General features: G+C 66.8%; 16 protein-coding genes and 1 pseudogene. 4 read left to right on the plus strand and 13 right to left on the minus strand.

Features of this window, described 5'->3' with window-relative positions; all coding sequences use genetic code 11:
- Nucleotides 1-138 precede the first annotated feature (138 nt).
- Nucleotides 139-297 (minus strand): annotated as a pseudogene (locus tag MKW14_RS41615) (NADPH-dependent F420 reductase); the annotation flags it as partial.
- 535 nt (nt 298-832) lie between these two features.
- On the opposite strand from MKW14_RS41615, the gene MKW14_RS27895 reads away from it, so the two are divergent.
- Both MKW14_RS27895 and MKW14_RS27900 read left to right on the plus strand, forming a co-directional pair.
- On the plus strand, nt 833-1,258 hold the full coding sequence (locus MKW14_RS27895; protein ID WP_308314640.1) for a MaoC/PaaZ C-terminal domain-containing protein: 426 nt from the start codon (nt 833-835) through the stop codon (nt 1,256-1,258).
- Nucleotides 1,255-2,115, plus strand: coding sequence for an enoyl-CoA hydratase-related protein (locus MKW14_RS27900; RefSeq protein WP_240866759.1), 861 nt, complete (start codon nt 1,255-1,257; stop codon nt 2,113-2,115). Before MKW14_RS27895 ends, MKW14_RS27900 begins: the two co-directional genes overlap by 4 nt.
- A 328-nt stretch (nt 2,116-2,443) precedes the next feature.
- Here the strand turns inward: MKW14_RS27900 and MKW14_RS27905 are convergent, their stop codons facing one another.
- From MKW14_RS27905 to MKW14_RS27930, 6 genes are all read right to left on the minus strand, one after another.
- On the minus strand, nt 2,444-3,349 hold the full coding sequence (locus MKW14_RS27905) for an alpha/beta fold hydrolase (protein ID WP_240866762.1): 906 nt from the start codon (nt 3,347-3,349) through the stop codon (nt 2,444-2,446).
- 214 nt (nt 3,350-3,563) lie between these two features.
- Complete coding sequence (locus MKW14_RS27910) at nt 3,564-6,140, minus strand: SpoIIE family protein phosphatase (protein ID WP_240866764.1); 2,577 nt, start codon at nt 6,138-6,140, stop codon at nt 3,564-3,566.
- 500 nt (nt 6,141-6,640) lie between these two features.
- Nucleotides 6,641-7,150, minus strand: a complete 510-nt coding sequence (locus MKW14_RS27915; RefSeq protein ID WP_240866766.1) for a hypothetical protein — start codon at nt 7,148-7,150, stop codon at nt 6,641-6,643.
- 677 nt (nt 7,151-7,827) lie between these two features.
- Nucleotides 7,828-8,412 (minus strand): TetR/AcrR family transcriptional regulator, encoded by a 585-nt coding sequence (locus MKW14_RS27920; RefSeq protein WP_276621964.1) that lies wholly within the window; start codon nt 8,410-8,412, stop codon nt 7,828-7,830.
- Between the two features lie 453 nt (nt 8,413-8,865).
- On the minus strand, nt 8,866-9,447 hold the full coding sequence (locus tag MKW14_RS27925; protein ID WP_308314639.1) for a DoxX family protein: 582 nt from the start codon (nt 9,445-9,447) through the stop codon (nt 8,866-8,868).
- A gap of 510 nt (nt 9,448-9,957) precedes the next feature.
- On the minus strand, nt 9,958-11,181 hold the full coding sequence (locus MKW14_RS27930; RefSeq protein WP_240866775.1) for a CaiB/BaiF CoA transferase family protein: 1,224 nt from the start codon (nt 11,179-11,181) through the stop codon (nt 9,958-9,960).
- Between the two features lie 199 nt (nt 11,182-11,380).
- Between MKW14_RS27930 and MKW14_RS27935 the strand changes: the two genes are divergently transcribed.
- The gene (locus tag MKW14_RS27935) at nt 11,381-12,586 is read left to right on the plus strand and encodes an amidohydrolase family protein (protein WP_240866778.1); all 1,206 of its coding nucleotides are present in this window, start codon (nt 11,381-11,383) and stop codon (nt 12,584-12,586) included.
- A 337-nt stretch (nt 12,587-12,923) separates the two neighbouring features.
- Entirely contained in the window at nt 12,924-13,769 is an 846-nt protein-coding gene (locus MKW14_RS27940) for a hotdog domain-containing protein (protein WP_240866780.1), read from the plus strand.
- Nucleotides 13,770-13,886: 117 nt separating this feature from the next.
- Here MKW14_RS27940 and MKW14_RS27945 read toward each other — a convergent pair whose 3' ends face one another.
- The 6 genes from MKW14_RS27945 to MKW14_RS27970 form a co-directional block, all read right to left on the minus strand.
- Complete coding sequence (locus MKW14_RS27945) at nt 13,887-14,633, minus strand: FadR/GntR family transcriptional regulator (protein WP_240866782.1); 747 nt, start codon at nt 14,631-14,633, stop codon at nt 13,887-13,889.
- 708 nt (nt 14,634-15,341) lie between these two features.
- Nucleotides 15,342-16,490: a thiolase family protein gene (locus tag MKW14_RS27950; RefSeq protein WP_240866785.1), complete on the minus strand. Its 1,149-nt coding sequence runs from the start codon at nt 16,488-16,490 to the stop codon at nt 15,342-15,344.
- A gap of 279 nt (nt 16,491-16,769) precedes the next feature.
- The gene (locus MKW14_RS27955; RefSeq protein ID WP_240866786.1) at nt 16,770-17,585 is read right to left on the minus strand and encodes a mycofactocin-coupled SDR family oxidoreductase; all 816 of its coding nucleotides are present in this window, start codon (nt 17,583-17,585) and stop codon (nt 16,770-16,772) included.
- Nucleotides 17,586-18,131: 546 nt separating this feature from the next.
- Nucleotides 18,132-19,733: a GMC family oxidoreductase gene (locus tag MKW14_RS27960; protein WP_240866790.1), complete on the minus strand. Its 1,602-nt coding sequence runs from the start codon at nt 19,731-19,733 to the stop codon at nt 18,132-18,134.
- Nucleotides 19,734-20,824: 1,091 nt separating this feature from the next.
- The gene (locus tag MKW14_RS27965) at nt 20,825-21,628 is read right to left on the minus strand and encodes a FadR/GntR family transcriptional regulator (RefSeq protein WP_240866792.1); all 804 of its coding nucleotides are present in this window, start codon (nt 21,626-21,628) and stop codon (nt 20,825-20,827) included.
- Between the two features lie 618 nt (nt 21,629-22,246).
- A complete protein-coding gene (locus tag MKW14_RS27970; RefSeq protein ID WP_240866794.1) occupies nt 22,247-23,242 on the minus strand; it encodes an enoyl-CoA hydratase/isomerase family protein in 996 nt (331 codons plus the stop codon).
- Nucleotides 23,243-23,401 lie beyond the last annotated feature (159 nt).

Consider the following 23,401-nt stretch of genomic DNA (forward strand, 5'->3'; position numbering starts at 1 on the left):
CCCCGGCTTCCCGCGGTGGGGTTCGGCGCATGTCAACGGGCGTCGAGGAGTGCACAGGCGTGGTGCGGCCGCAGTGTCCGGCTCCTGTCGGATTGCAGGGGCACCGCTACGGCTTCAGTGCCCCCGTACGCCATTCGCTCATACGTCGGTGACGCGGAGCCCGGCGTGCGCCTTGTAGCGGCGGTTGACGGAGATCAGGTTCGCGACCAGCGACTCGACCTGGTGGGCGTTGCGCAGGCGGCCGGCGAAGACGCCGCCCATGCCGGGGATGCGCCCGGCGAGCGCCTGGACGATCTGCGGCTGGCGCACTCGGCGTTGTCGGCGCTCTCTACGCCGCGCCCGAGTTCCTCGGCGGCGGCCTGGGCGCGCTCGGCGGCACGGAACCGGTGATCAACTTCTTGCCGGCCTCGGCGAGCCGGTAGGCGAGGTGGCGACGTCAAGGCTGGCACTGCCTGGTTGGATATCGAGATTGACGATAGATTAGCTCACATAGCTAAATGATTAGGATGGTGTTCGGATGAGGCGGAGGTGGTCCGGTGCGGCCGCTCGGAGGGATACAGCGTTGTCGGGCCAGGCTGGGTCAGCGTGGGCGAGCCGGGATTGACGGGCCGGATGACGAACCCCCTGCGCCGCGCACGAGCAGACTGGCGAGACATTACGGCCGTCCGGGGCTCTTCCGCTGACGGCCCCGCCGGATCTCACGGCCGAGGTTCGGCTCGGCCGCAGGCGTGGTCACTGCATGCTCGGTGACCGTGGTGTTGGACGGTCCGGTGTCCGGGCCCGCCGCCCGCGGAGGAAAGGGAGAGAGTCGAGTGCCGTTTCGAGGGATCAGATCGGCGAGACCCGTGAGCGTGTCGTCGTCGAGGATCTGAAGCGCACGCAGATCGTGCGGTACGCCAGGGCGTCCGGGGACTTCCACCCGCTGCACACCGACCAGGAGTATGCGGTCGGGATCGCCGGATCCCCGGGAGTCTTCGCGCACGGGGTGCTGACGATGGGCCCGTTGGACCGGGTGCTCACCGAGTGGTTCGGCAGGGAGAGCCCCGTGCGGTTCGCCGTGCGGTTCAAGGGGCAGGTGCGGCCCGGCGAAACGCTCACCGACACCGTCGAGGACATCACCGTGGGCGAGCATGCTCCGGTGGCGGAAGTGTCCCTGCGCACCGTCAACCAGGACGGCGCCGAGGTGGTCTCGGGCAGAGCCGTGGCCGGACTGGACCGGGCCCGACCAATGGGACATGAAAGGGAAGGACAACGATGACTGACACACGTGCCGAAGCCGAACCTCAGGGCGCCGACGAGGGGCCGGTCATTTTCGACGAACTGACAGAGGACGGCGTGCTCGTCCTGACGCTCAACCGGCCGGAGCGCCATAACGCATGGACGCTCGACATGGAACTGCTCTACAACGAGCTGTTCGACCGTGCCGAGGCCGATCCGGACGTGCGCGCGGTGGTGCTCACCGGCGCCGGCCGCAGCTTCTGCCCGGGTATGGACATGAGTGTGCTGGACGCCGCCTCATCGGGGGCGCGGCCTTACCCGAACGATCAGCTCCCGCCCCGTGTGCGCCCGCTCGTGTGTCCGAAGCCCGTGATCGCCGCAGTGAACGGTGCCTGCGCGGGCATCGGGTTCAACCAGGCGGTGATGTGCGATGTGCGCTTCGCCGTGCCGGAGGCCAAATTCGCCGCCGCCTTCAGCCGGCGCGGGCTGGTCGCCGAGGACGGCGTCGCGTGGATCCTGCCACGCGTGGTGGGCTACGGGCGCGCGAGCGACCTGTTGCTCTCCTCCCGTCCGGTGACTGGCGCCGAGGCCCTGGAGATAGGACTGGTCAACCGCCTGGTGGAGCCCGCGGACATGTTGGCCACGGCGGTGGAGTACGCGAGCGAGCTCGCGCGCAGGTGCAGCCCCTACGCCATGTCGCTGATCAAGCGGCAGGTGCAGGACGACCAGGCCCGCGGGTTCCTCGACGGTCACCACGACGCCGTGGCCCTGCTGGCGAAGGCAAAGAAGGCCCCCGACTACCGCGAGGGTGTGCGCAGCTTCATCGAACGGAGGCCGCCGCAGTTCTCCGGTCTGGGTGAGGACCAGAGCGGGGTCGCTGAGGAGACGGCCGGATGAGCAGGGGAGAACGCATCGGTGATCGTCATCGGCGGTACGTGCCACGCTCCTGTCAGGCAGCTGCGTGACGATCCCGAGAGCGGTGTCGGACGTATCGACGTTCCGGGCGGCAGTGCGCGGTCCTGATGCGTGATGGGTTCGGGCCACCGGGTACACCTGGTGACCCGAACCCATCACGCTCTCGACGTTTCCGGATTCGCCGCCCGGTGCCCTGCAGGACGGCTGATCCGTCAGGGGTTGCGGCTGCCCCGGCAGAGGCATGCCAACAGTGGCACTCTCGCGCCGGCGCTCGCGGTTGACCGGCGTCAACCCCGGTCGGTGCTCCGGATCACTCACTGTCCTGGTCGGTCTGCGCGAACAGGTCCAGTCGGGACCTGACGCGCCGTTCGAGGAACTTGCCGAGCACGTGATCGAAGACCGCGTTGTCGTCTCCGGCGACCATGTGGTGAGCGCCTTCGACGTTGGCGAACTCGGCGTGCGGCACCAGTTCGAGGAAGCGCTTCGCGTCGGCGACACTGAGCACGTCGGACGCGCCGCCCCGTACCAGGAGCGTCGGTACCCGCAGCGACATCGCCGCGGCGCCGAGCCGTGCCGGATCGATGAGCTTGTCGCGCTGGACGACCTCGGCCGCGCGGTCGTTGAGAAACGCCGGATCCCAGTGCCAGAAGAAGCGGCCGTCCACCTCACGGAGGTTCTTGCGAAGCCCCTCGAGGCTGCGAGGCCTTGGCCGGTGCGGCAGGTAGGCCGACACGGCGTCGGCGGCCTCCTCCAGGGACGCGAATCCTCCGATGCCGGTGTTCATGAAGTCGCGGACCCGACTCGTGCCCCTGGGCTGCAGGAACGGTGACACGTCCACCAGGACCAGGCCGAGCGCGAGCTCTGGGTGGTGCCCGAGAGCCGCCAGTGAGGAGTTGCCTCCCAGAGACGCTCCGACGAGGACGGGAGGGCGGCCGAGGAACTCGGCGATCTGCACGACATCACTGGCGAACCTGTTCAGTCCATAGCGTCCCTCGGGAGACCATCCGCTCTCGCCGTGCCCCCGCAGATCCACGGCGAGCGTGTACCAGCCGGCCTCGGCCAGGTCGGCGGCGGTGGACCGCCACGAGTGCCGGGTCTGACCGCCGCCGTGGAGCAGCACGACCGGCGGACTTGCCGGATCACCGTGTGCATCCGCGACCAGCGTCACCTTGTCATCGCATTCGATCTTGAGTGTCGTCACATGCCCTGCGCTCACCGTCGTCTCCCCATTGCCGCGGACGAGCTCCCCAGCCGCTACAGCTAGTCCTCAAATAGTTGAATTAGCATAACGTGCTCCATTGCTCCGCTGGATGCGAGACGGGTCTCTCTCAGTGCGGAGTCGGGGCCATCGTGGGAACGGGCCCTTTCGGTAACCGGTCCCCGACGGGTTCGCTGACCGAGTCGATCGGGTGACGTGGTCGGCAAGACGATCAGAGCGCGGCCTCCGCGTATGGACTTGCCGTTGCCTTGGGGCATGTGGTCGCGGTGGCTGTACCCCACGGGGACACCCTCGAGATCGATGGCAGGGCCCATTCGGCCCAGATCGTCTTACCGGTCTGCTCGTGCCGGGTTCCCCAGCGTTGGGTGAGCTGGGCGACCAGAAGCAGGCCGCGTCCTCCTTCGTCGTAGACGCGGGCGCGGCGCAGATGTGGTGCGGTGCTGTTGCCGTCGGACACCTCGCAGATGATGGTGCGGTCCCGGATCAGCCGCAGTCGGATGGGCGCGCCGCCGTACCGTACCGCGTTGGTGACCAGTTCGCTGACGACCAGTTCGACGGCGAAGGACAGTTCCTCCAAGCCCCATGCTTCGAGGCAGCTGGTGGCCTGCGTGCGGGCCCCGGCGACGACCGAGGGGTCAGCGCGCAGCTCCCACGTGGCGATCTGGTCGGCGTCGAAAACCTGGGTGCGGGCCACCAGCAGGGCGACGTCGTCGGCGACGGGCCGGTCGGGCAGCAGTCTGTTGAAGACCGAGTCGCACAGGGCTTCCAGCGAGGCGGCGGGCTGACGCAGCACACTACGCAGTTCGTCGAGGCCTGCGTCGACATCGCGGTCACGTGATTCGACGAGCCCGTCCGTGTAGAGCACGAGAAGAGCACCCTCGGGGAGTTCCACGTGGGCCGATTCGAAGGGCAGCCCACCGAGACCGAGCGGGGGGGCGGCGGGAAGGTCGAGCAGTGTCACGGTGCCGTCGGGGAGGACGAGGGCCGGCGGTGGGTGGCCCGCTCGGGCCAGGGCGCAGTGCCGCGAAATGGGGTCGTAAACGGCGATCAGGCACGTTGCGCCGACCTCCCCGTCACTCCCGGTCCGGTCCGCCTCCGCGGACAGCCGGATGACCAGGTCGTCGAGATACGTGAGGAGCTCGTCGGCCGGCAGGTCCGTGTCCGCGAGGGTGCGTACCGCGGTGCGTAGGCGCCCCATGGTCGCGGAGGCGTGCAGGCCGTGTCCCACGACGTCGCCGACGATCAAGGCCACCCGGGCGCCCGACAGCGGGATCACATCGAACCAGTCGCCGCCGATACCGGACCGGGAGCCGGCCGGAATGTACCGGGACTCGACCTCGACCGCGCTCTGTTCCGGCAGGTGCTGGGGGAGGAGACTCTGCTGCAGAGCCAGGGCGGCGGCGCGTTCGTGGGAGTAGCGGCGGGCGTTGTCGACGCAGATGGCTGCCCTGGAGGCGAGTTCCTCGGCGAGGATCAGGTCGTCCGGGTCGAAGGGCACGCGGTTGCGGTGACGGATGAGCACGGCCACACCGAGGGTGATGCCGCGGGCCCGGAGCGGGACGGCGAGTATGGAGTGGAACCCGAATCGGCTGGCGAGGGCGGCCCGGTTCGGATCGAGTTCCATCCACCGGTGCATGGAGGGGTCTCCGGCCGAGCTGAGGATCGTCCGTCCCGTTTCCAGGCACTCGGCAGGGGGCGAGGACTCCGGGTAGGTGTCGATGGCACCGAGCTCGACGGCGGTCTCGGGGCAGCCTTCGAGGGCCGAGCGATGTGCGATGCGACGCGTGATGACCGGGTGACCCGCCGGATAGGGGACGGGTTCCTCTCCGTGCAACACCGGCTCGAGCAGGTTCACGCTGGCGAAGTCGGCCAGCCGGGGCACGATCATCTCCGCCAGCTCATCCGCGGTGCGTGGCACGTCCAGGGTGCTGCCGATAACGGATCCGGCTTCGTTCAGCAGGGCCAGCCGCTGCTGCGCTCGCTGCTGTTCGGTACTGTCGAACGTGGCGGCGGCGGCGCCGAGCACCCGGCCCGTCGCGTCTTTCACCGGCCACATGCTGACGCTCCAGCCTCGTGGGCGGAGCTCCCCGGGCGGGGTGAGGTAGTGCTCCCACAGTACGGGATTCCCGGTCTCGATCACCTGTCGTAGGCTGCGCATGTAAGCGCTCGCCTCGAAGCCGGGGATCTCCTCTTCGAGGCTGGGGGCGGTCTCGTCCAGGTCGTCCAGCGTTCGGCCGAGTACCCGCTCCTTGTCGACGTGCATCACGCCGGCCGCCACTTGATTGAGCGCGACATAGCGTGCGTCTGCGTCCCACAGAGCCTGAAGAACGGTGGACTGGTCGAAAGCCTGGTCCACCGTCGGCCGGCCGCTTGCCGCCTGAACCTCGCCTTGCCCGGTGAACTCGCCTTGCGCATGGAACATGAGCAGCCACTGAAGGTCGCCGTCGCCATGGAGCGGACATGCACGAACCTGCGTGGCGAGGATCTGGCCTTCCCGGTGCCGCACGGGCACCGCGGCATGCCACGCCACTCCGTCGGCCATGTGCCGTAGGACTTCCTCGGGGAGCCTTCCGGCCAGCAGATCAGTGGCCCCGTGGCCGATGATCTCGTTCGCCGCATACCCGAGCATGCGGGCGGCAGCCGGGCTGCATGCCGTGAACACACCGCGCACGTCCATGATCGCGAAAGCCGTGTCCAGCCCCTCTGGTCCCGCTCCGCCCGCCTCGTTCTGACCCGTCGCAGCATTACCGTTCATCATGCCTCGTTGCACGAAGTCGCTCTGCGTCATCACAGACCGAGATCCTTCAGTTGCCAACCAGCCTGCGCCACGGGAGCCTGGGTTTCAACGCAGGAGACTCGAGACGGGCGCCCAGAGGGTACAAAGGGCGCGCGTGCTCGATCCGGCAAGAGACGGTGCTCTGGCTCCCGACCCTGGCACGGCTTGCCATACCCGGGAGAAAGAGCGCGATCTCCACCTGCCAGGGTGTCGCGGCAATGGCGAAGGGCGGAAACGGGAGATGCCCCTGGATGGGACGGGTCGGATTCGGACGCTCACGGCCGACCGAGCGGAATCGCTGATCTCGGGCCGACGTCGCCCGCGCACGCGGATGGTTGTGTGCAGCCGCATCAGGCTGAGACGAGCACAAGGGCCGGTGGCTTCCATCGGCGCTGATCAATTTCGCCCCGGTGGACAGGTGAATGATCACCTGCCTCGCCTCAAGGCCACCCATGGCAGCCAGATCGATCACGACTCCGCGAAGCCACGGGCCATTCGCGTGGGAACCTCGCTCAGAGTGTGCTGTAGAAGACGTTCCGCTGTTGCTTGTTGCGCTGGACCTGCCCCTTGGCGACGAGGGATTCGAGAGCGTTACGCACCAGCGTGACACTTAGGGTGCGATCTGAGTGCAGCTCGGTGAGTTCCGTTGTGACTTCGGCCGCCGAGCGGGACTCCTGGCGCTGGGACAGTTGAGCGAAGACCAATTCGCGCAGTGAGGGTGTGCCACGATTCTTCTCGTGAACCGTGTTCCGCTCCGTCTTCGATCGTCCCCTGTCCGCGCGTTCTTCTTCCGCTTCCTGCCGCTTCGAATGGGAGGCGGGCGCGTTCTTTACTTTCTCGGCGGACACTGAGCCGTGATCGGACGCGCTGGTGGAAGGGGAGCCGGACATAGCAGATTCGCTTTCCAGGGCCTGCTGCATGTTCAACAGCAGTGTGTGGTCCCTCCTCAGTTTGGTGAGCTCGTCCTGCAGTGCGGCGATCTCGTGGCCGATGCGCTCCTGTTCCGCCGCATTGTGCTCCAAGTCTGTCGCAACCTGTGTGGCGTACTGAGACCTCAGGGTGCTATCGGATGATGCTCGCAACGCTACGGTCCGCCCTCTTCGAATCGTGTGGGTTGCTGATGCTACCCCTCGTGGCGTCTCGGTGGTTGGTAGAGACTGTTTCACCGCATCAGTGCCGGGATGACACGAGAGCCTGGCACGCCACTGCCGACACAAGTGACCGCTCCAGCTGGTCCACCCCGTGGTCCCGCCGGTGGCAGCGAATCTCTTGCCGGTTCCCCGAAGGTCGACGCCGACCTGGACGATTTAGAATAATGAGTTATATGAATTCCCGAAGGGGGGCGGTGGGAGCCATGATGCCCATCGCTGAAGTGTAAAGATCCTCATCTTTCGCGCAGCTTGGGAGAAGAGGGTCGGGGCAGAGGTGGCGGCCCGGCGTGTTCACCGCGCTCGCACCGGCCGGCTGAAGGTGCCTGGGCAGCGTCCGGCCAGGCGCCTGGTCATGAGCGTGGTCATCGACCGCAGCACCATGGCCTCGTGCATGGCGCGCAGCGTCTCGACATCGCGCACCAGGCGGCGCGAGCGCATCAGCCGGCTGGCGATCCGGCGAAGAAGGGCTCCGGAGTCTGGAACCGAGCGGGGGCCTTGACCGCAGGGCCTCTGGACTTCCCTTCCCCCGGCAGATGAGTCGCGCCCTGTCAGACGGTGTCTGGTGGGAGGTGCGCACACCGGTCGAACGCCTCGTTGACGAGGTCGGCGAGTCTGATGGACGCGTTCGACTTGTCCCAGTAGCGCAGGGCGGTGCTCAGGCACGACACGGCGATTGAGGCGATCAACGTGTGGTCGAGAGTCGGACTGGTGAAGTCCTGTTCGGCGGCCAGTTGACGGGCTATGTCCCGTTCCCAGCGCAGGCGCATCCGGAGGCTGCGGGCCTCCAGCGAACGGTTGGTCATGACCAGGTGCGTCAGTCGGGGCGTGTCCTCGCCCTGGAGGTCGGCCGCGAACCGTGCGACGGGCTCGGCCAGTGCCGCCACTGTGATGGATCGGTCGGAGCGCTCGGCGACATGCTGCACCATCGCGGCAGCCGAGTTGTCCTCGTCGCCAAAGAGGACGTCCTCCTTGCTGGGGAAGTGCCGGAAGAGCGTCGCGGGGGAGACGCCGGCGCCCTTGGCGATCTGGTCGACCGTTGTGGCTTCGTAACCCTGTTCGATGAAAAGCGCCAAGGCTGCAGTGACGATGTCCTTGCGGGTACGCTGCCGATTCCGTTCCCGAAGCGTGGTCATCGGTACTCCCCTCGAACTCGGGTGGTAGAAGCTCTCATCTTGAGATGAAGACTATCAATCGGGCCCCGCTCCACGATGCGTCGCGCCCGGTGCAGCTGGGCCGAGGGCGTTGCCGGCGATGATCAGCCTTGACGTACGACTAATCCGCATCATGCCGGGTTCCACGCTGACGCCCCGCATCGCCCACACGCGTGGACCATGCGTGGACGTGGGGCGTCCACGGACGGTCCACCCGTCGCTCCCGGTGTCAGGCCGGTGAGGAAGTCGTCGGCTTCCGCGAGCCAGGGAGGCCTGAGTTCTTGGCCTACCGACGTCTTCACGTGGAGCGCTACGAGCGTCTGGCGCGATCGTGCTGGACGGAGTGCGCCGCCACGCCGTTCACCTTGTTGTCGTCGAGTCTCGGGCGAACTCGACGCCGGGCCGTGGTGCTCGTCCTTGAGGCGAATGATGCGGTCAGGGCGCCTCGGCCGGGGGCCGGAAGAACACAACGAGCTGGGCGATTCCCGCGAGGAGCCCACCGCCGACGATTGCGAGCCCCGTGGTGCCTGAGAATACCGAATCCAGGTCGAGGGCCGCGTCGAGTGACCACCCTCGCGCACCCGTGATGCCCAGGGTGGCTCCGGTCGTGGCCAGGATGAGGTTGTACTCCCAGCCGGACTTGACGGAGAAGAATCCGTTCGCGCGGTGCACGGTCCAGCCGGCTACCAGCATGAGGGCGACAAATGCCGCGCCTGCCAAGGAGGTGAACAGTCCGAGGGCGAGCAGGACACCGGCGACCACCTCTGTGGTTGCGGCGGCGAGCGCATGCAATCTCCCAGGCCGCATGCCCATGCTGTCGAACCAGCGAGCCGTGCCGGCGAGCCGTCCCCCCGAGAAGAACTTCTGGTAGCCGTGGGCTGCCATAGTGAGACCCGCTACCCCTCGTAGGAGCAAGAGTCCTGCGTCGACCGCGTGAATGCTCGTACTTGCTGTCATTGGACCTCCAGGTGTGGTGAGGGAGAGACGCCGATCGCCGGCAGAACACTCTCGAGGCATGCCGAGCGGACGCTCGGAGCCGCGACGGCCTCGCACCCGGCTGCCGCCGTCACGGATCCGGCTCTTGGGGATGTCCGACCAAGGTTATGACAGTCTCTATCAGTTTGATAGATGCTGTCATGATTGAGTGCGGGGCTGCGCCCGTCATGCCATATGATGTGCTGTAATGATATAAAAGATTCAACCTTATCGTCGCTGGAACAGCAGTGAGCGCGTGGTCAGGGATGCGTGGTTCGCCGAAGGGGCGTCCCTGTTCGCATCCGCTCCTGTTCACCGCAGGCCGTTGGCTGCTTTGATCTGCGGGGAGTCCAAGTGGTCCGTCTCGAAGGCCAGACGGGGTCCGCGGTGCCACACCGGTATCTGCTGCTCCATCGGCCGCTGCTGCGGTCCGCGTGTCCTCGCCGGCATGGCCGAGTACGCGGGCCTGCCCCGGCAGGCCCTCCACCATGCACCGGGATGTCATGGGCCCAGGTGAAGATGCGCCATCCTGCGCTTCTTCTATGTCTGACCTCAGATTATTCCTGCGGCTGAAAGTTCGGTGACCGTTGCTTCGTCGATCCCCAGGATCCCGGAAAGAACGTCCGCGGTGTGCTCGCCGAGGGTCGGGGGCGCCGCGTACTGGTTGACCGGTGTACCCGACATCCTGATGGGGTAGCGCAGGCCGGGAACGGCGCCGAGTGTTCGGTGCTCCATTCCGATCCGCAGTTCGCGCTGCCGGACGTGCTCATCCTGCAGCGCGGCGCGGATGTCGTTGACCGGACCGACGGGGACGTCTGCAGTGCTGAGCACCTCGATCCAGTGAGAAGCCTCGCGCTGGAGGAAGATCTTCTCGAGGATGGGGAGCAGTTGGAGGCGGTTCTCGATGCGCTCCGCGATGCCACAGAAGCGGGGATCCTCGATGAGCCCTGGGTGCCCGATGGCCTCGCACGCTCGACCGAACTGCGGGTTGGTCGTCGCGACGATGAAGAACAACTGGCCGTCGGAGCCCTGGAAGGCCTGCGACGGAATTCCGCCGAAGCCACCGTTGCCGCGGCGCGGTGGCACCTCGCCGGAGACCAGGTAGTTCTCGGCGTAGTGCGATATGGACGCTACTCCGCAGTCGAGCAGGGAGACGTCCAAATGCTGCCCCTCGCCGTGGGTGTCCCGGTGGCGAAGGGCAGCCAGCACGGCAGAGGAGGTGTACAGACCCGTCAGAATGTCGATCAACGACAGCCCGGACTTCATCGGGCCGGCTCCGGGCACCTCGTCCGGCAGTCCGGAGACGCTCATCATCCCGCTGATGGCCTGGAAGATGCCGTCGTAGCCGGGCCGGGCTCTGTACGGGCCCGTCTGTCCGAAGCCTGTCACGGAGCAGTAGACCAGACGGGGGAACGTTTGGTGGAGGTCCTCGTAGCCGAGACCGTACTTGGCGAGCACGCCGGGGCGGAAGTTCTCCACGAGTACGTCCGCACGTTCGATGAGGCGGAGCAGCAGGTCCTTGCCCTGTTCGGTCGTGTAGTCCAGCGTGATGGAGCGCTTGTTCCGGTTGCAGCTCAGGAAGAACGCCGACATCCCGCTCGTGCTGTCGTCGTCGAGGAACGGCGGGCCGTACAGTCGCGCGTCGTCGCCGACGACGGGTCGCTCCACTTTGATCACCTCGGCCCCGAGGTCGCCCAGCATCTGCGTTGCCAGAGGGGCCGCCAGGATCCGGCTCAGGTCCACGACCCGGACGCCGTCCAGTGCTGCTTGTTCCACCCTTGTCTCCTTATGTCGACACCCTGCCCACGCTAACGCTAATGGTTAGATGATTCAATTAAGCGAAAGTAGCCACAGGTGCCCGGCTGAACCTTGCGAGACTCTAGCAATATGATAGAGTCTATCACTATTGAGGGTTCGGGGTGCCATGGCGCGTGCAGGCCCACGGGGGGACCCTTCGCGAGAGAGGACACCGACGATGGCGTTGATCGAGGACACCGTTGGGGAGCTGCCATACCGGCTCACCGACTTCGACCAGCATTCCTATGAGGCGGAAGACTGCTTCACCAGGCACATGCCGAAGGTGAAGCTCGACACGGCTATCCGCCCGATCAGGTCCGCGTCGGGCAGGAAGATCCTGCTGGCGAACGACCGGATCGTGACGGCCCTTGAGGGGGACCTGGACCAGGCCTATGTGCCGGGTTCGCTCGTCGAGATGCTCAAGGCACGGTCGTCGGGTGAGGCGAGTGACGCAGAGCGCTTCTACGAGCCGATCCAGCCCGAGTACCGCAACAGGGACGCGAGGATCCGCCAGCTCGGCGAGCAGCAGATCGATCACACGATCATGTACCCGGGTGGCTGGGCGCTCATGGCAGAGGCCTACCTGGACGGGGTGGACCCGCTGTACGACAACATCGAAGCATTCAACCGGTGGATCGCTGAGGACTGGGGCTTCAGCTACAAGAACACCATCTTCGCGCCTGCACTGATGTCCCTGCGGGACTTGGACCGTGCGTGCCGTGAGCTGGACCGCGTCATCGCAGAAGGCGCTCGGTTCATCCTGCTGCCGCCGGGGCCTGCCTATGGCCGGTCCCCAGGCGACCCGTACTTCGACCCGTTCTGGGCGCGTGTCAATGAGGCCGGTGTCGTGGTCGCCTACCACATTTCGGAGTTCCACTACCAGCAGAACGTCGCCTCGCAGTGGGGCTGGGGTCTGGTCCCGCCGTTCCAGTTCTCGGCCTGGCAGTGGCAGAACACCTACGGAGAGCGGCCGATCACCGACACGCTGTCGGCCCTGATCTTCGACAATCTCTTCGGCCGCTATCCGAACATCAAGGTGCTGGTCAGCGAGTTCGGTGCCAGCTGGATTCCGCACTTCATCCAGCACATGGACAAGAGCCGCGGCATGGGCCGCAACGGTCCCTGGCTCGGCGGACAGCTCTCCGAGCGGCCGAGCGCGATCTTCAGGAATCATGTCCGGGTAGTGCCCTATCCGGAGGACGACACGGTTGCCCTGGCCGAGCGCCTCGGTGGAGTCGACTGCCTGGTGATGGGTTCTGACTGGCCGCACGCCGAGGGCCTGCGTGAGCCTGCCGACTTCTACGAGAAGGTCGAGGGCCTCGGGGAGGTCCAGCGGCGCCGGTTCCTTCGCGACAGCGGACTGGAACTCCTCGGTCTGGCCTGAGCGCCGGGCGCAACGTCCCGGAGGTTCGATCACGAGTGCTCTCGGCGCCCCGTCGGGAAGTCGGCGCCTGCCGACTTCCCGATTGGCTCGGTCATCCCGGTCGACGGCCGTAGCCGCGTCGCGCGTCCGAGGGGCACTTGAGGAGACCGTCGGCAGCGGCGGCGTCGAGCGGTCGCGGAGACAGCCGAGCACGGGACAGTCCGGCACCGGACGGACCTGCAGTGGAGCCCGCTCGAGCGCCTTCGCCCACTTGGCGCTGAGCGGGTTTTGGTGGTTCTGCCTGCACCGAGCGGGCGCCGCCCTTGCAGAAATGGAAAGGAGCAGTCCGCTGAACACCATGGGGCAGCAGACAGAAGTTGAAGAAGTGGTGGCTTCACCAGGAGCGCTCGCGAAGGTCCGGGTGGCGGAGGAGATCGCAGTCACCTCCGTCGAGTCCGGTCTCGGTCTGCTACCGCGCGCCGTGGGCCCCGAAGGGGTCGTCCTGCGCATGCCGCTGACCGGGTCCCTTGGACCTGACGGACAGGTCCACAACACCGCTCTCTCTGTGGTGGCGGACGCCGCAGCCGGCCTCGGTGTGTCTGTCTTCAACAGCGGGCGGGGCGGTGTCACCGCAGATCTGCGGGTCGACCGGATCGGCCCAGTGGGCGCACGGGCCAGGTATCTCGAGGCCATCGGCACTTGTATCGGCATCGACGGTGACCTCGCTTATGGACGAGTGGAGATCAGGGACGATCTCGGCAACCTCCTGGGTCATGGGATCAGTGTGATGGTCCTTGATTCCCCTGCGACGCCCGGGCATGAGACGTCATCGACTGTGGTGGGCCGCTTCGACCTGAATGATGTCCGAGTCGAGAGAACGGCTGAGCATGTCTCTGTCGGGGTCGTCACACCTGGTATGGCGAACCGGCGCGGCGCGGTCCATGGCGGCGTGGTGATGGGTCTTGCGCACGAGGCGCAGGACATGGTTCATGTCGAGCATGGTGTGCGGTTCCGGCGCCTCGGCCTGAGTGTCGACTACCTGCGCCCGGCACCGGTGGGAATGCCCCTGTCCATGCACTCGGCTTTCGTCCGACGCGGGCGCAGGCTCTGGACGATTCGCACGGAGGTCCGCGCCGAGGGCGGGCGGACGGTGGCCGTCGCCACCGGGATGAGCGCGATTGGGGCTGGCGGTGACACCGTCTGAACTCCTCGGCGCCGACGACAGGCGTCGGCGCCCAGCCTCCGGACAGGTTCGTGGGCACTGATCTGTGTGGCCCGTGTGGGTTGGGTCTGTCGCGCTGGGGTGCGGTGCGGCCGGGGGTCAGCCCATCAGGTCGAGCACGGTGGTGATGTCGGCGCGGACCAGGTAGTCGCGGGCTTCGGTGAGGTGTTTGCGCCACAGTTGTCGGGTGGCCTCGGCGTCGCGTGCCTCGATCAGATCGACGATGCGGTGGTGCGCGGCCAGGCCCTTGCGGCTGGCACGCTCGTGCTTTGCGGTCCCGGCGGTGGACTCGACCTGGGAGACGTTGGCCTGCTGGATGATGTTCTCCACCAGGCTCATGAGCAGGACCAGGGTCTGGTTGCCGGTGAGTTCGATCAGCAGTGAGTGGAAGGCGATGTGGATCTGGATCGAGCGCGTCGGGTCGCCGGTGACCGAGTCGTGTTCGTCCAGGGCGGCGCGCAGGCGCTTGACCGTGTCCGCGGCCGCGGTCTCCGCCAGGAGTCCCACACACGGGGGCTCGATCAGGATGCGGGCCTCGTAGAGGTCCTGGAGCGTGGTGGCGCGGTGCTGGAGGATGAGGGCGGCGTAGCGTGCGGCCACCTCGGGAGCGGGCAGCTGGACGCGGGCTCCGCCGTGCGCTCCGCGGCGCACGGTGATCAACGACTCCGACTCCAGGATGCGGAACGCCTCGCGGAGGGTGGGCCGGGAGACGTTGAACTGCGCCATGAGTTCGGACTCCGCGGGCAGCGCCTCGCCTTCGGTGAGTTCACCCCGTACGATCTGCTTGCGCAGATGCCCGGCGATGAGCTCGGCCATCTTGGGCACACGTACCTGGCGCCCCACCACGGCACCCGGCCTCCTCGCGGACGATGCCACGGCGTTCCCCGGCTGTGCAGCCATCGAATGACCTCACTCAATAGGTGTACCAGTTTCACCCAGTGTAGAGCTTCGGGCTCCGGCCGCCGGCAACGCCGGTAAGGGGCGCACGTACCCCTGCAGACGACCGAGGCACACGACGATGCCAAAAGCGCCGAAAATGCCAAAACCGGTGTCGCCGTTCCGTGAACCGTGGTTCTTGATCATTTTCAGCGCCTACAGTAGTTCGCCCTGCCCGGGGCGCTGGCTACCACCGCACGGACCTCTGCCCCGACGGTCGGCATCGAGGGGGCGGTCACTTCCTACCAACCCCAACTGCCCTGGTGGCCCTGGGTGTACGGGCCGTCCGATCCTGGGTGATCCATCCCATCACCCTGCACCGCTGGTGGCGAGCATGGACCGACCAGGACCCGCCGCTCGAACTCCAGGCCGACGCGCTCACAGCAGGCAGACCTCTCGATCTCTACCGCTGGTTTGACGAACTATCGGTGGCCGTTGCCAGAACGGAGGACAGGGAAACGCGGTGCGAGCGTATGCCGGCCTGGTCGGACGAGAGCCCTGGGGCAGCCATCCTGGAGTAGACCGAGCCAGGAGCCCCACACATCAGAGTCTGACGACACTGATGTGGGACAACCGCTATCGGCGCTGGGGAGGTCGGTGGGGCGTGAGTGTGATGTTCTACTCGACCAGTTCGAGAATGGTGGCGTTGGCTTGGCCGCCACCCTCGCACATGGTTTGAAGGCCGTAGCGGATTCCGTTGTCCCGCATGTGATGAACCAGAGTCGTCATCAGCCGCGCTCCGCTCCCGCCGAGAGGGTGGCCGAGGGCGATGGCGCCGCCATTGGGGTTGAGAGCCTTCGGGTCGGCGCCGAGGTCGGCGAGCCATGCCAGAGGGACGGACGCGAACGCCTCGTTCACCTCGAAGGCGCCGATGTCCGACAGCTTCAGGCCGCTGCGCTGGAGCGCTTTGCGGGTGGCGGGGATCGGGGCGGTCAGCATGATGATGGGATCGTCACTTGCGACGACCGCGGTGTGGATCCTTGCCACGGGGCGGAGGCCGAACTCGGCGGCCTTTTCGCTGGTGGTGATCAGCAGCGCCGCCGCTCCGTCGCTGATCTGCGAGCTGTTGCCGGCGTGGATGGCGCCGTTTGCTTTGAACGCCGGCCTCAGCGCGGCCAGTTTCTCGAGCGTGCCTCCCCGCCGGATTCCCTCGTCGCGGCCGACTACCGTGCCGTCGTCGAGCGTGATGGGATGAATCTGCGCATCGAAGCGCCCCTCGTCCTGCGCCGCTGCCGCCTTTTCGTGTGAAGCAAGGGCGAACTCGTCCAGCTGAGTGCGGTTGAAACCCCAGCGCTCCACGACCATTTCGGCGCCGACCCCCTGGTTCGGTTCGGCGCCGCCGAGCCGCTCGCGCATCATCGGGCCAAACGGGTCCTTGTCCAGATTCGGCGTTCCAATGGGCACGCGGCTCATCGATTCCACGCCACCGGCGACCACGACGTCCTGCTGGCCGCTGATGACGCTGGCCGCCGCGAAGTGGACTGCCTGCTGCGACGAACCGCACTGCCGGTCCACGGTGACCCCAGGAACGCCGTACGGCCAGCCCGCGGCGAGCACCGCGTTGCGGGCGATGTCGTACGTCTGCTCTCCTACCTGGCCGACACAGCCGAGGATCACATCGCCCACGACAGCGGGATCGATGCCGGAACGGTCCGCAACAGCCGACAGCACGTGGGCGGCCAGATCCACCGGATGGACGGTCGACAGTGCCCCGTCACGCCTGCCGACCGGGGTCCGGACGGCCTCCACGATTACGGCATCGCGCATGTCTGAGTCCTTTCGAAAGTTGGCGATGAACAATTGCCACCGGACTCTCCTCCGGCTCGCGGGCCCGAGAGGAGGCGGCTGCATATCATCCAGCCTCCTGTGGGATGCGAGAGTGGTTTGTGAATTGTCACCCTGGCGAGGGGAGGCGTTGGCTGCTGTCACCGAAGTGCGGGTAGCGGGCTCCCTGCGCCAGCCGGTTGTGGGAGCTCTCCCGGGACCATGGCCCGCAGCAAAGTGGTCTGCAACCCGGGCTGACCGCTCAGTGCGCTGCGGAAGCATTCACACCTTGGTCGCACCCATGTCGAGGGTCAGCTGTGTCGCGGTGACGGACCGGGAGAGGTCCGACGCAAGCCACACCACGGCGTTGGACACGTCGTCGGATTCGGCGATTGGGAGATCGGGGAGGAGGCTGGCGAACGCTGCCCCGTAGGTGGGGTGTCGTTCCAGGATCGTGGCCAGGGTCGGGTCCTGCGCCATCGGCGTCTCCACACCCCAGGGATGTATCGTGTTGACGCGGATACCGTACTCGCCCAACTCGATGGCAGCGCTCTTGGTCAGGCCGACGACTCCGTGCTTGGCTGCACTGTAATGGCCTTGTGCCGGCAGGGACTTGATGCCTGCCACGGAGCTGACGGCAATGATGGACCCACCGTTGCCTGCCGTGAGCATGTGGGGAACCGCCGCCTTGATCGTTCGCCAGACTCCGGTCAGGTTGATGTCGATCATTGTCTGCCACTGGTCGTCGGACATCTCCCAGAAGCGGTTCCAGTTGCAGATCCCCGCGTTGGCCACGACAACGTCCAGCCGGTGCCCGAACTCTGCCACCCCCTCCGTGAGGACAGCGTCGAGTGCGGACGAGTCCCGGACGTCCGCCTGCCGGGCGACAATCCGGCCGCCCTGAGACTCCACGAGATTGACGGTCTCTTCGAGGTCGGCTGGCGTCGCTGCTGCATAGGTATTGTCTGCAGCCACGGGCTCGCAGACATCGACGGCGATGATGAGGGCACCTTCTTGGGCCAGGCGCATGGCGTGGCTGCGGCCCTGGCCTCTGGCTGCACCCGTGACAAATGCGACTTTGTTTTCGAGCAGCTTCATGAGTCACCTCGTCGAACGGTGGAGTGGGCTCCAGCGCCGGTCGGCGCTGTGTGGACGGACAATCCCGAAGCCGAGCAGATACTCGGCAAGATCCGGAACCAGCAGATTTCATACCTCGTCCGTGAAGGTCGACTGCCGTGCCGGCCTTCGGGCCTGAACTGTCCGCTGCGTCTTCGGCATGCTGGACGCGAGGGAGGATGACCACTGGGGCCCACCCTCCAGAACGGTTGCGAAACAGAGGTTCTGTGGTACGGCATCCCACGGTGTCGAGTATCGAGGGCGTACCGCGTGAAGATATCAGTGAGCTAATCCAACGCCAAGACGCGCTGATGGTGCGTCGCTCGCCGCCGAGGGCCCTACTCGCTCATACCTGGCAGGACCAGCCCCACGGTGTAGTACTGAGCGGTAGGAACGAGGTTGATGCCTGTCGTGTCTCGGGCGGACCTCAGCTGGGGATCTGTTCACGGGTACCTCTGCGCGGGTGGCACCCGCGAACACGGCGACCTTGTCCAGGAGTCTGCTGAACAGGAGTTCGGCCGCTGCTGCTCAGCCCCGATCGAGGATCAGGTCGGCGGCCCGCCATGCCATGGCCATGATGGGCCCGTTGAGGTTGCCCGACACCATTGTTGGCATGACCGAGCAGTCGACCACACGCAGCCCCTCGACACCCCGCACTCGCAGCTCCGAGTCGACGACGTCGTCGTCGTTCGGCCCCATGCCGGCGGTGCCGACGGCATGGTAGCCGCAATGGCCGTGCTCCAAGGCGTCGTTGAGGATCTCCTCATCGGTGCGTGTGCCCGGCCCGGGCTCGGACTCGTGATCGATGATGTCGGCGATGGGGCCGGTCTCGAAGATTTCCCGCATCTTCCGGAACAGCGCGGCACCGGTGCGCCGGTCGTAGTCCGATTGGAAGTAGTTCGGGGTGATGGCCATCGGGGCTGACGGGTCCGCCGAGGTGATGTGCAGATTGCCCTCGGAAGTCGGCCGCAGGACAAAGCCCAGCGCGGACACGCCCGGCTGCCGCTCCAACGCCGGCTCCTGGCCGGCGTCCGTGGGTGCCTGGCTGAAGGGACCGATGAGGATCTGGGCGTCGGGGCGTTCCGCCTCGGGGTCTGCCTTGAAGAAGCCGATCGCGTTGAAGGCGGAGCCGGACAACGGGCCCTTGTGATTCAGCAGGTACTTCGCCCCGGTGATCGCCTGAGCCAGCGGGGTACTCAGCGACCGGTTGTAGCCGAGATTCTGGTTGAGGCGGTACTGCAGCTTGAAGCACCTGTGCTCCAGCATGCGTCCGCCCACGTTCGGGCTGTCGACCAGCACGTTGACCCCGGCCGACTTCAGCACCTCGGCCGGTCCGATACCGGACAGCTGTAGCAGCTTCGTCGAGGCGAGGCTGCCCGCGGAGAGAATGACCTCGCGGCGCGCTCGGAAGACGTGCTCCTGCCCTTTGCGCCGGACTGTCACTCCCACTGCCCGGCCATGCTCGATGATGACCTTGGTGACCTCCGCGTCCGTTCCCACCGTGAGGTTGGGGCGCGAGGTCACCGGGTGCAGGAACGCACGAGCCGCACTGAACCGCTGGCCCTTCTTGATGGTCGCGGTGGTGTAGCCGATCCGCTCGTCGTCGCTCGTGTTGAAGTCCTCGACATGCCTGAGGCCGTGCTGTTGCGCGGCCGTGATGACCCGCTGGGTCAGCGGATTCCGGTCCTGCACGATCGAGACGTGCAGTGGCCCGCCCGCTCCCCGCTCCGGTGAAGCGCCGAGCTCGTGGTCCTCCATCTGCCTGAAGACGGGCAGCATGGTGTCCCATCCCCAACCGGGGTTACCCAGCTTCTCGAGCGTGTCGTAGTCAGTGCGCGCCCCTCGGTTGTAGACCATCCCGTTGACCGAGCTCGATCCACCGAGCATCTTGCCCCGGACCCAGTGTTCGACCGTCCCGGCGGGCCCGAAGGGGCCGACGGGATAGTACCACACGCTGCGCTCGTCACCCAGGAGCTTGCTGAAGCCCATCGGGATCTTCACCATCGAGTGGGAGTCCTTGCCTCCCGCTTCGAGCAGCAGCACCTTCGTCCCCGGGGTGGCGGACAGACGGTTTGCCAGCACCGATCCGGCGGACCCCGCCCCAACGATGATGTAGTCGAATCTAGTCATTTGATCTTCCTTCTTGCGGAACTGTCGGCCCCCGGAGCCTTTGGCTTGCGTTGGGACCGCAGCAGGTACGGGCGGTCCGACTGGCACGGACCACGGCTTCTCTGCCGCCGAGTGGTGGCAGGGACGACCACGATCGGCGCGACTTCGACGTCGTAACCGTGACGCCTCGATGTTAAGATAGATAATTCAACTCTTCCAGAGTCGGGGGGCGAAAAGTGCCCTCGTGCGTCGCCGGTGCGTCGTGTGCCCTGCCTCCGGTGCAGATCGCCGTCACGTTGGGCCGGCGAGAGACTTCTTCCGGCGGTGCGGCGTCCGTCACGACGTGGCGTCGCCGGCATCGGTCTGCTGCCTGCCCTGCCCACTACCCCAGTGCGTCCTCCGCGACAGGGGCCGCAGGCGAGCGCATAGGGTTTGGACGTGATGCGTGGCCATGTTTTCCGGCATGCCGCCCAGTGAGGCTCAGATGAACACCGTTCCCACGGATCGTCGCAGACGATGGACCGCACATGGGTCGGCCGCCCCTCACGGGTGCCGAGGCAGAACTGATCGATCGAATCCCGGTTGTGCGTGCGTGAGCGGACCCTTTGCCGATCGCTCGGCGGAGGTGCCGGAGTCCCGGCGCGCTCCACCGTGTGTGCGATACGAGTCGAGCTTGTCCGAGATGCCGCGAGACCGCCGGCGAGTCCGCCTCGGGGGCCGGCCTCGCTGACGAAACCCTGCATAGCCCGCCATTCACCCGGTGGCGGGATCGATGCCGACTTCGCGCATTCCGGCCGGGCGACTACGCGGCCTTGGGGTATTTACGTGGTGCTGGCACTGCTCGTGGCGCTCGTTCGGGCCAGGATCGTAGGCCAGGCCGGGGACTCCACGAAACCGGGGTCAGCTCAGGTGGCACACGAACTCGTTCGCTGGGGTACGTCTCATTCGGCGTCTCGGCCGACCTGACACCGCCGCCCTCTGTGCCCTGCGATCAGCCGGTCGGAGCCTCGTTGTCCGTGTCCCGGGTCAGACGCACTGGGGTGTCGCACACTCGGCAGGAAGACCCACATCGGGGATCACCCAATGAACTCTGCGCGAGGCCTTACTGGTGTTCAGTCGATGAGTTCGAGGACCGTCATGGGGCCGCCAGAGTGCACGACCTCGTGCGCGCTGGAGATATGACGCTGCCACAGCTTCTCGGCTTCGTCCGCTTTGCCGGACTCGATCAGTCCCACCAGCCGGACGTGGGTCCGGTGACCCTTGAGTGCCTGCGCCTTCTGAGCCTCGGCGTCGGCGGTGGCCGCAGCGTAGGAGGCGTTGGCCCGGTCGATGATGTTGCGCAGCATGGTGCACAGCAGGATCAGTGTCTGGTTGCCGGTGAGCTCCACCAGCAGGGCGTGGAAGGCGTCCTCGGCGTCAACGAGGGCGAGGGGGTCGTCAAGGACGGCTTTCTCGGCGGCCACCCCAGCCTTCAACCGCATGATGTCGTCGGTCGTGTGTGTGATGGCGAGTTGGCGGGCGCAGGATGGTTCGATGAGGCTTGCGGCGCGGTAGACGTCGCCCAGTGTGGCACCGCGGTACTCGAGGATCAGACCGGCGAAACGGGCGGCGACATCCGCGTCGGGCGCGCTCACCCTGGCGCCGCCATGGGCACCGCGGCGCACCGTGATCAGAGATTCCGACTCCAGTACCCGGAACGCCTCGCGCAGAGTCGGCCGCGATATGCCGAATTGCTGCATGAGCCCAGATTCCGGCGGCAGCGCGTCACCCGGCATCAGCTCGCCCCGGACGATCTGGCGGCGCAGGTGTGCGGCGACCAGTTCGGCGGTCTTCGGTACTCGGACCTGGTGTCCGACGCGGTTGCGTGAAAGGGGAGGCGCGGTCGCCCTGTCGGCTGCGCGGGCTACCTCGGCCACAACGGGCTCCTCATCTAGTCAAATAAATCGTCTTAGTGGTACAGAGGGTACCAGGTCAAGAGCTGGGTGATCTGAGTTTCTGAGCTCTCCGAACTGTGAGGCCTGGGTTCGCCGCCGCTGCCGTACCGCAACGGATGGCAGGGTCTCCGGCGGGCTCGTATGTGCGTGAGTCGGCCGTGATCGATGACCGTCGACGACACCCCGTTCCGCGGAGAGCGCCGGATCACCTCGCCGTACATGGGCCGTCACGGCGACGACGCGCCCGGAATCTTCGTCAGCTGACGTCGCGTCGGCGAGTCGTCGATGCGATCGAGCCTCCAGCGTGTGCTCTCGTCGGTACATGTGACAGGTTGCACATGAGAGATATCAGCTATATCTATATGCTGATAGTCGTCTCGTTGTGCTTGAGTATCGCGCACCTGATCGACGATGACTGCGTCAACAGCGAGACGTCCGCATCGATGACACCCTCGCACGGTTTCGCGCCGGGGGAATCCGAAAGCCGCAAAGGTGTGCGGAGGTGACACCGCGTCCACAGCCCCAGCGAACGACGGTGCGGGGGCCGTGGATCGTCGCGTCGTTCCCGGCTCGCCAGCCGGGCGCCCCGAGCGAGGCCGGTCAGGTCAGTTGGTCGATGAGTCCCCAGGCGAGAGCGGTGGGGGCGTCGAGGGCGCGGCCGGTGAGTGCGAGGTGCAGGGTGCGCCAGCGGCCGATCCGGCGTGGGATGCTGACGGTCCCGCCGGCTCCGGGAACGAGGCCCATGCCGATTTCCGGGAGTCGGAACGTCGTGTGCGGGGTCGCGGTGACGTGGCCGGCGAAGGCCGGCAGTTCGATGCCGGCGCCGACACAGGTGCCGTGCACTCGGGCCTCGACCCGACCGGCGAGGCGATGCAGCGGGCGGGCGGCGCCGGCCCGGGTGCGTATCCAGTGTGCGGTCACCAGATCGGGGGTCGTGCCGAATTCGTCGAGGTCGCCGCCGGAACAGAACGAGGGTCCCGCCCCGTCGAGCGTCACCCGCTCGAGCGTGGGGTCCAGTTCGGCGAACTCGAGCGCCTCGACCAGGGCGTCGCGGACTTCGCGGCCGTAGGCGTTGCGTCGCTCGGGTCGGTTGAGCGTGATGTGCAGGAGGTCGCCGTCGCGCTCCATGAGCACCGGCTCGGCCGGCGCGGGCGGGGGGAGGGGCCGCGGGCCGCGGTCGGCGAGCCATCGGCGGAACTCCGGGCCACCCAGCAGGGTGGAGTACGCCAGCGACTCCGCGTCCAGCGCCGCCGGCACCGCAAGTGCGCCGCTCCAGCGCAGCAGGCCGGCGAGCATCGTTGTCGCATGCGGGTTCGCCGCGACCACCGCGGCCAGCTCCTCTGCCTCGGCGAAGGGGTCGGCCGTCGGCACGACTTCCCGAGGTGCGGTGTCGGCGGACGGCGTGAGGGTGAGGTCCAGCGCGGACAGGAGGGGTGTCAACGAAGTGTCGCCGACGCGGCGGGTGGTGACACCGATGAGGATCACGTCGCCGGCGGAGACGGCGCCGGCCGCCGCGACGACCTCGGCCGGGGAGGCGGGTTTGTCGAGGTCGACCAGCAGCAGGGGGCTGTTCGCTTCGGCGGACGGACCGAGCATCGCCCGAGTGGCTCCGCCGGCGAGACCGCGTGCATCAGTCCATGGCGGCCAGGCATACGGCGGTTTATCGCCAGAGATCAACATAATACGGGTAGGCTACCATCGGCGCATGTCATCCGTGCCTGCAGTGTCTCGTGCGGTGCACCCCCTGACGGACTG

The organism is Streptomyces gilvus (assembly GCF_022513565.1).
In the GTDB taxonomy this organism is placed as follows: domain Bacteria; phylum Actinomycetota; class Actinomycetes; order Streptomycetales; family Streptomycetaceae; genus Streptomyces; species Streptomyces gilvus.

Excerpts from the sequence above, each read along its gene's own strand:
- MKW14_RS27925 (WP_308314639.1), bottom strand. The coding sequence starts at position 9,447 with ATGCCTCGAGAGTGTTCTGCCGGCGATCGGCGTCTCTCCCTCACCACA.
- MKW14_RS27910 (WP_240866764.1), bottom strand. The coding sequence starts at position 6,140 with ATGACGCAGAGCGACTTCGTGCAACGAGGCATGATGAACGGTAATGCT.
- MKW14_RS27940 (WP_240866780.1), top strand. The coding sequence starts at position 12,924 with ATGGGGCAGCAGACAGAAGTTGAAGAAGTGGTGGCTTCACCAGGAGCG.
- MKW14_RS27955 (WP_240866786.1), bottom strand. The coding sequence starts at position 17,585 with ATGAAGCTGCTCGAAAACAAAGTCGCATTTGTCACGGGTGCAGCCAGA.
- MKW14_RS27970 (WP_240866794.1), bottom strand. The coding sequence starts at position 23,242 with ATGCTCGGTCCGTCCGCCGAAGCGAACAGCCCCCTGCTGCTGGTCGAC.
- MKW14_RS27950 (WP_240866785.1), bottom strand. The coding sequence starts at position 16,490 with ATGCGCGATGCCGTAATCGTGGAGGCCGTCCGGACCCCGGTCGGCAGG.
- MKW14_RS27935 (WP_240866778.1), top strand. The coding sequence starts at position 11,381 with ATGGCGTTGATCGAGGACACCGTTGGGGAGCTGCCATACCGGCTCACC.
- MKW14_RS27900 (WP_240866759.1), top strand. The coding sequence starts at position 1,255 with ATGACTGACACACGTGCCGAAGCCGAACCTCAGGGCGCCGACGAGGGG.
- MKW14_RS27960 (WP_240866790.1), bottom strand. The coding sequence starts at position 19,733 with ATGACTAGATTCGACTACATCATCGTTGGGGCGGGGTCCGCCGGATCG.
- MKW14_RS27920 (WP_276621964.1), bottom strand. The coding sequence starts at position 8,412 with ATGACCACGCTTCGGGAACGGAATCGGCAGCGTACCCGCAAGGACATC.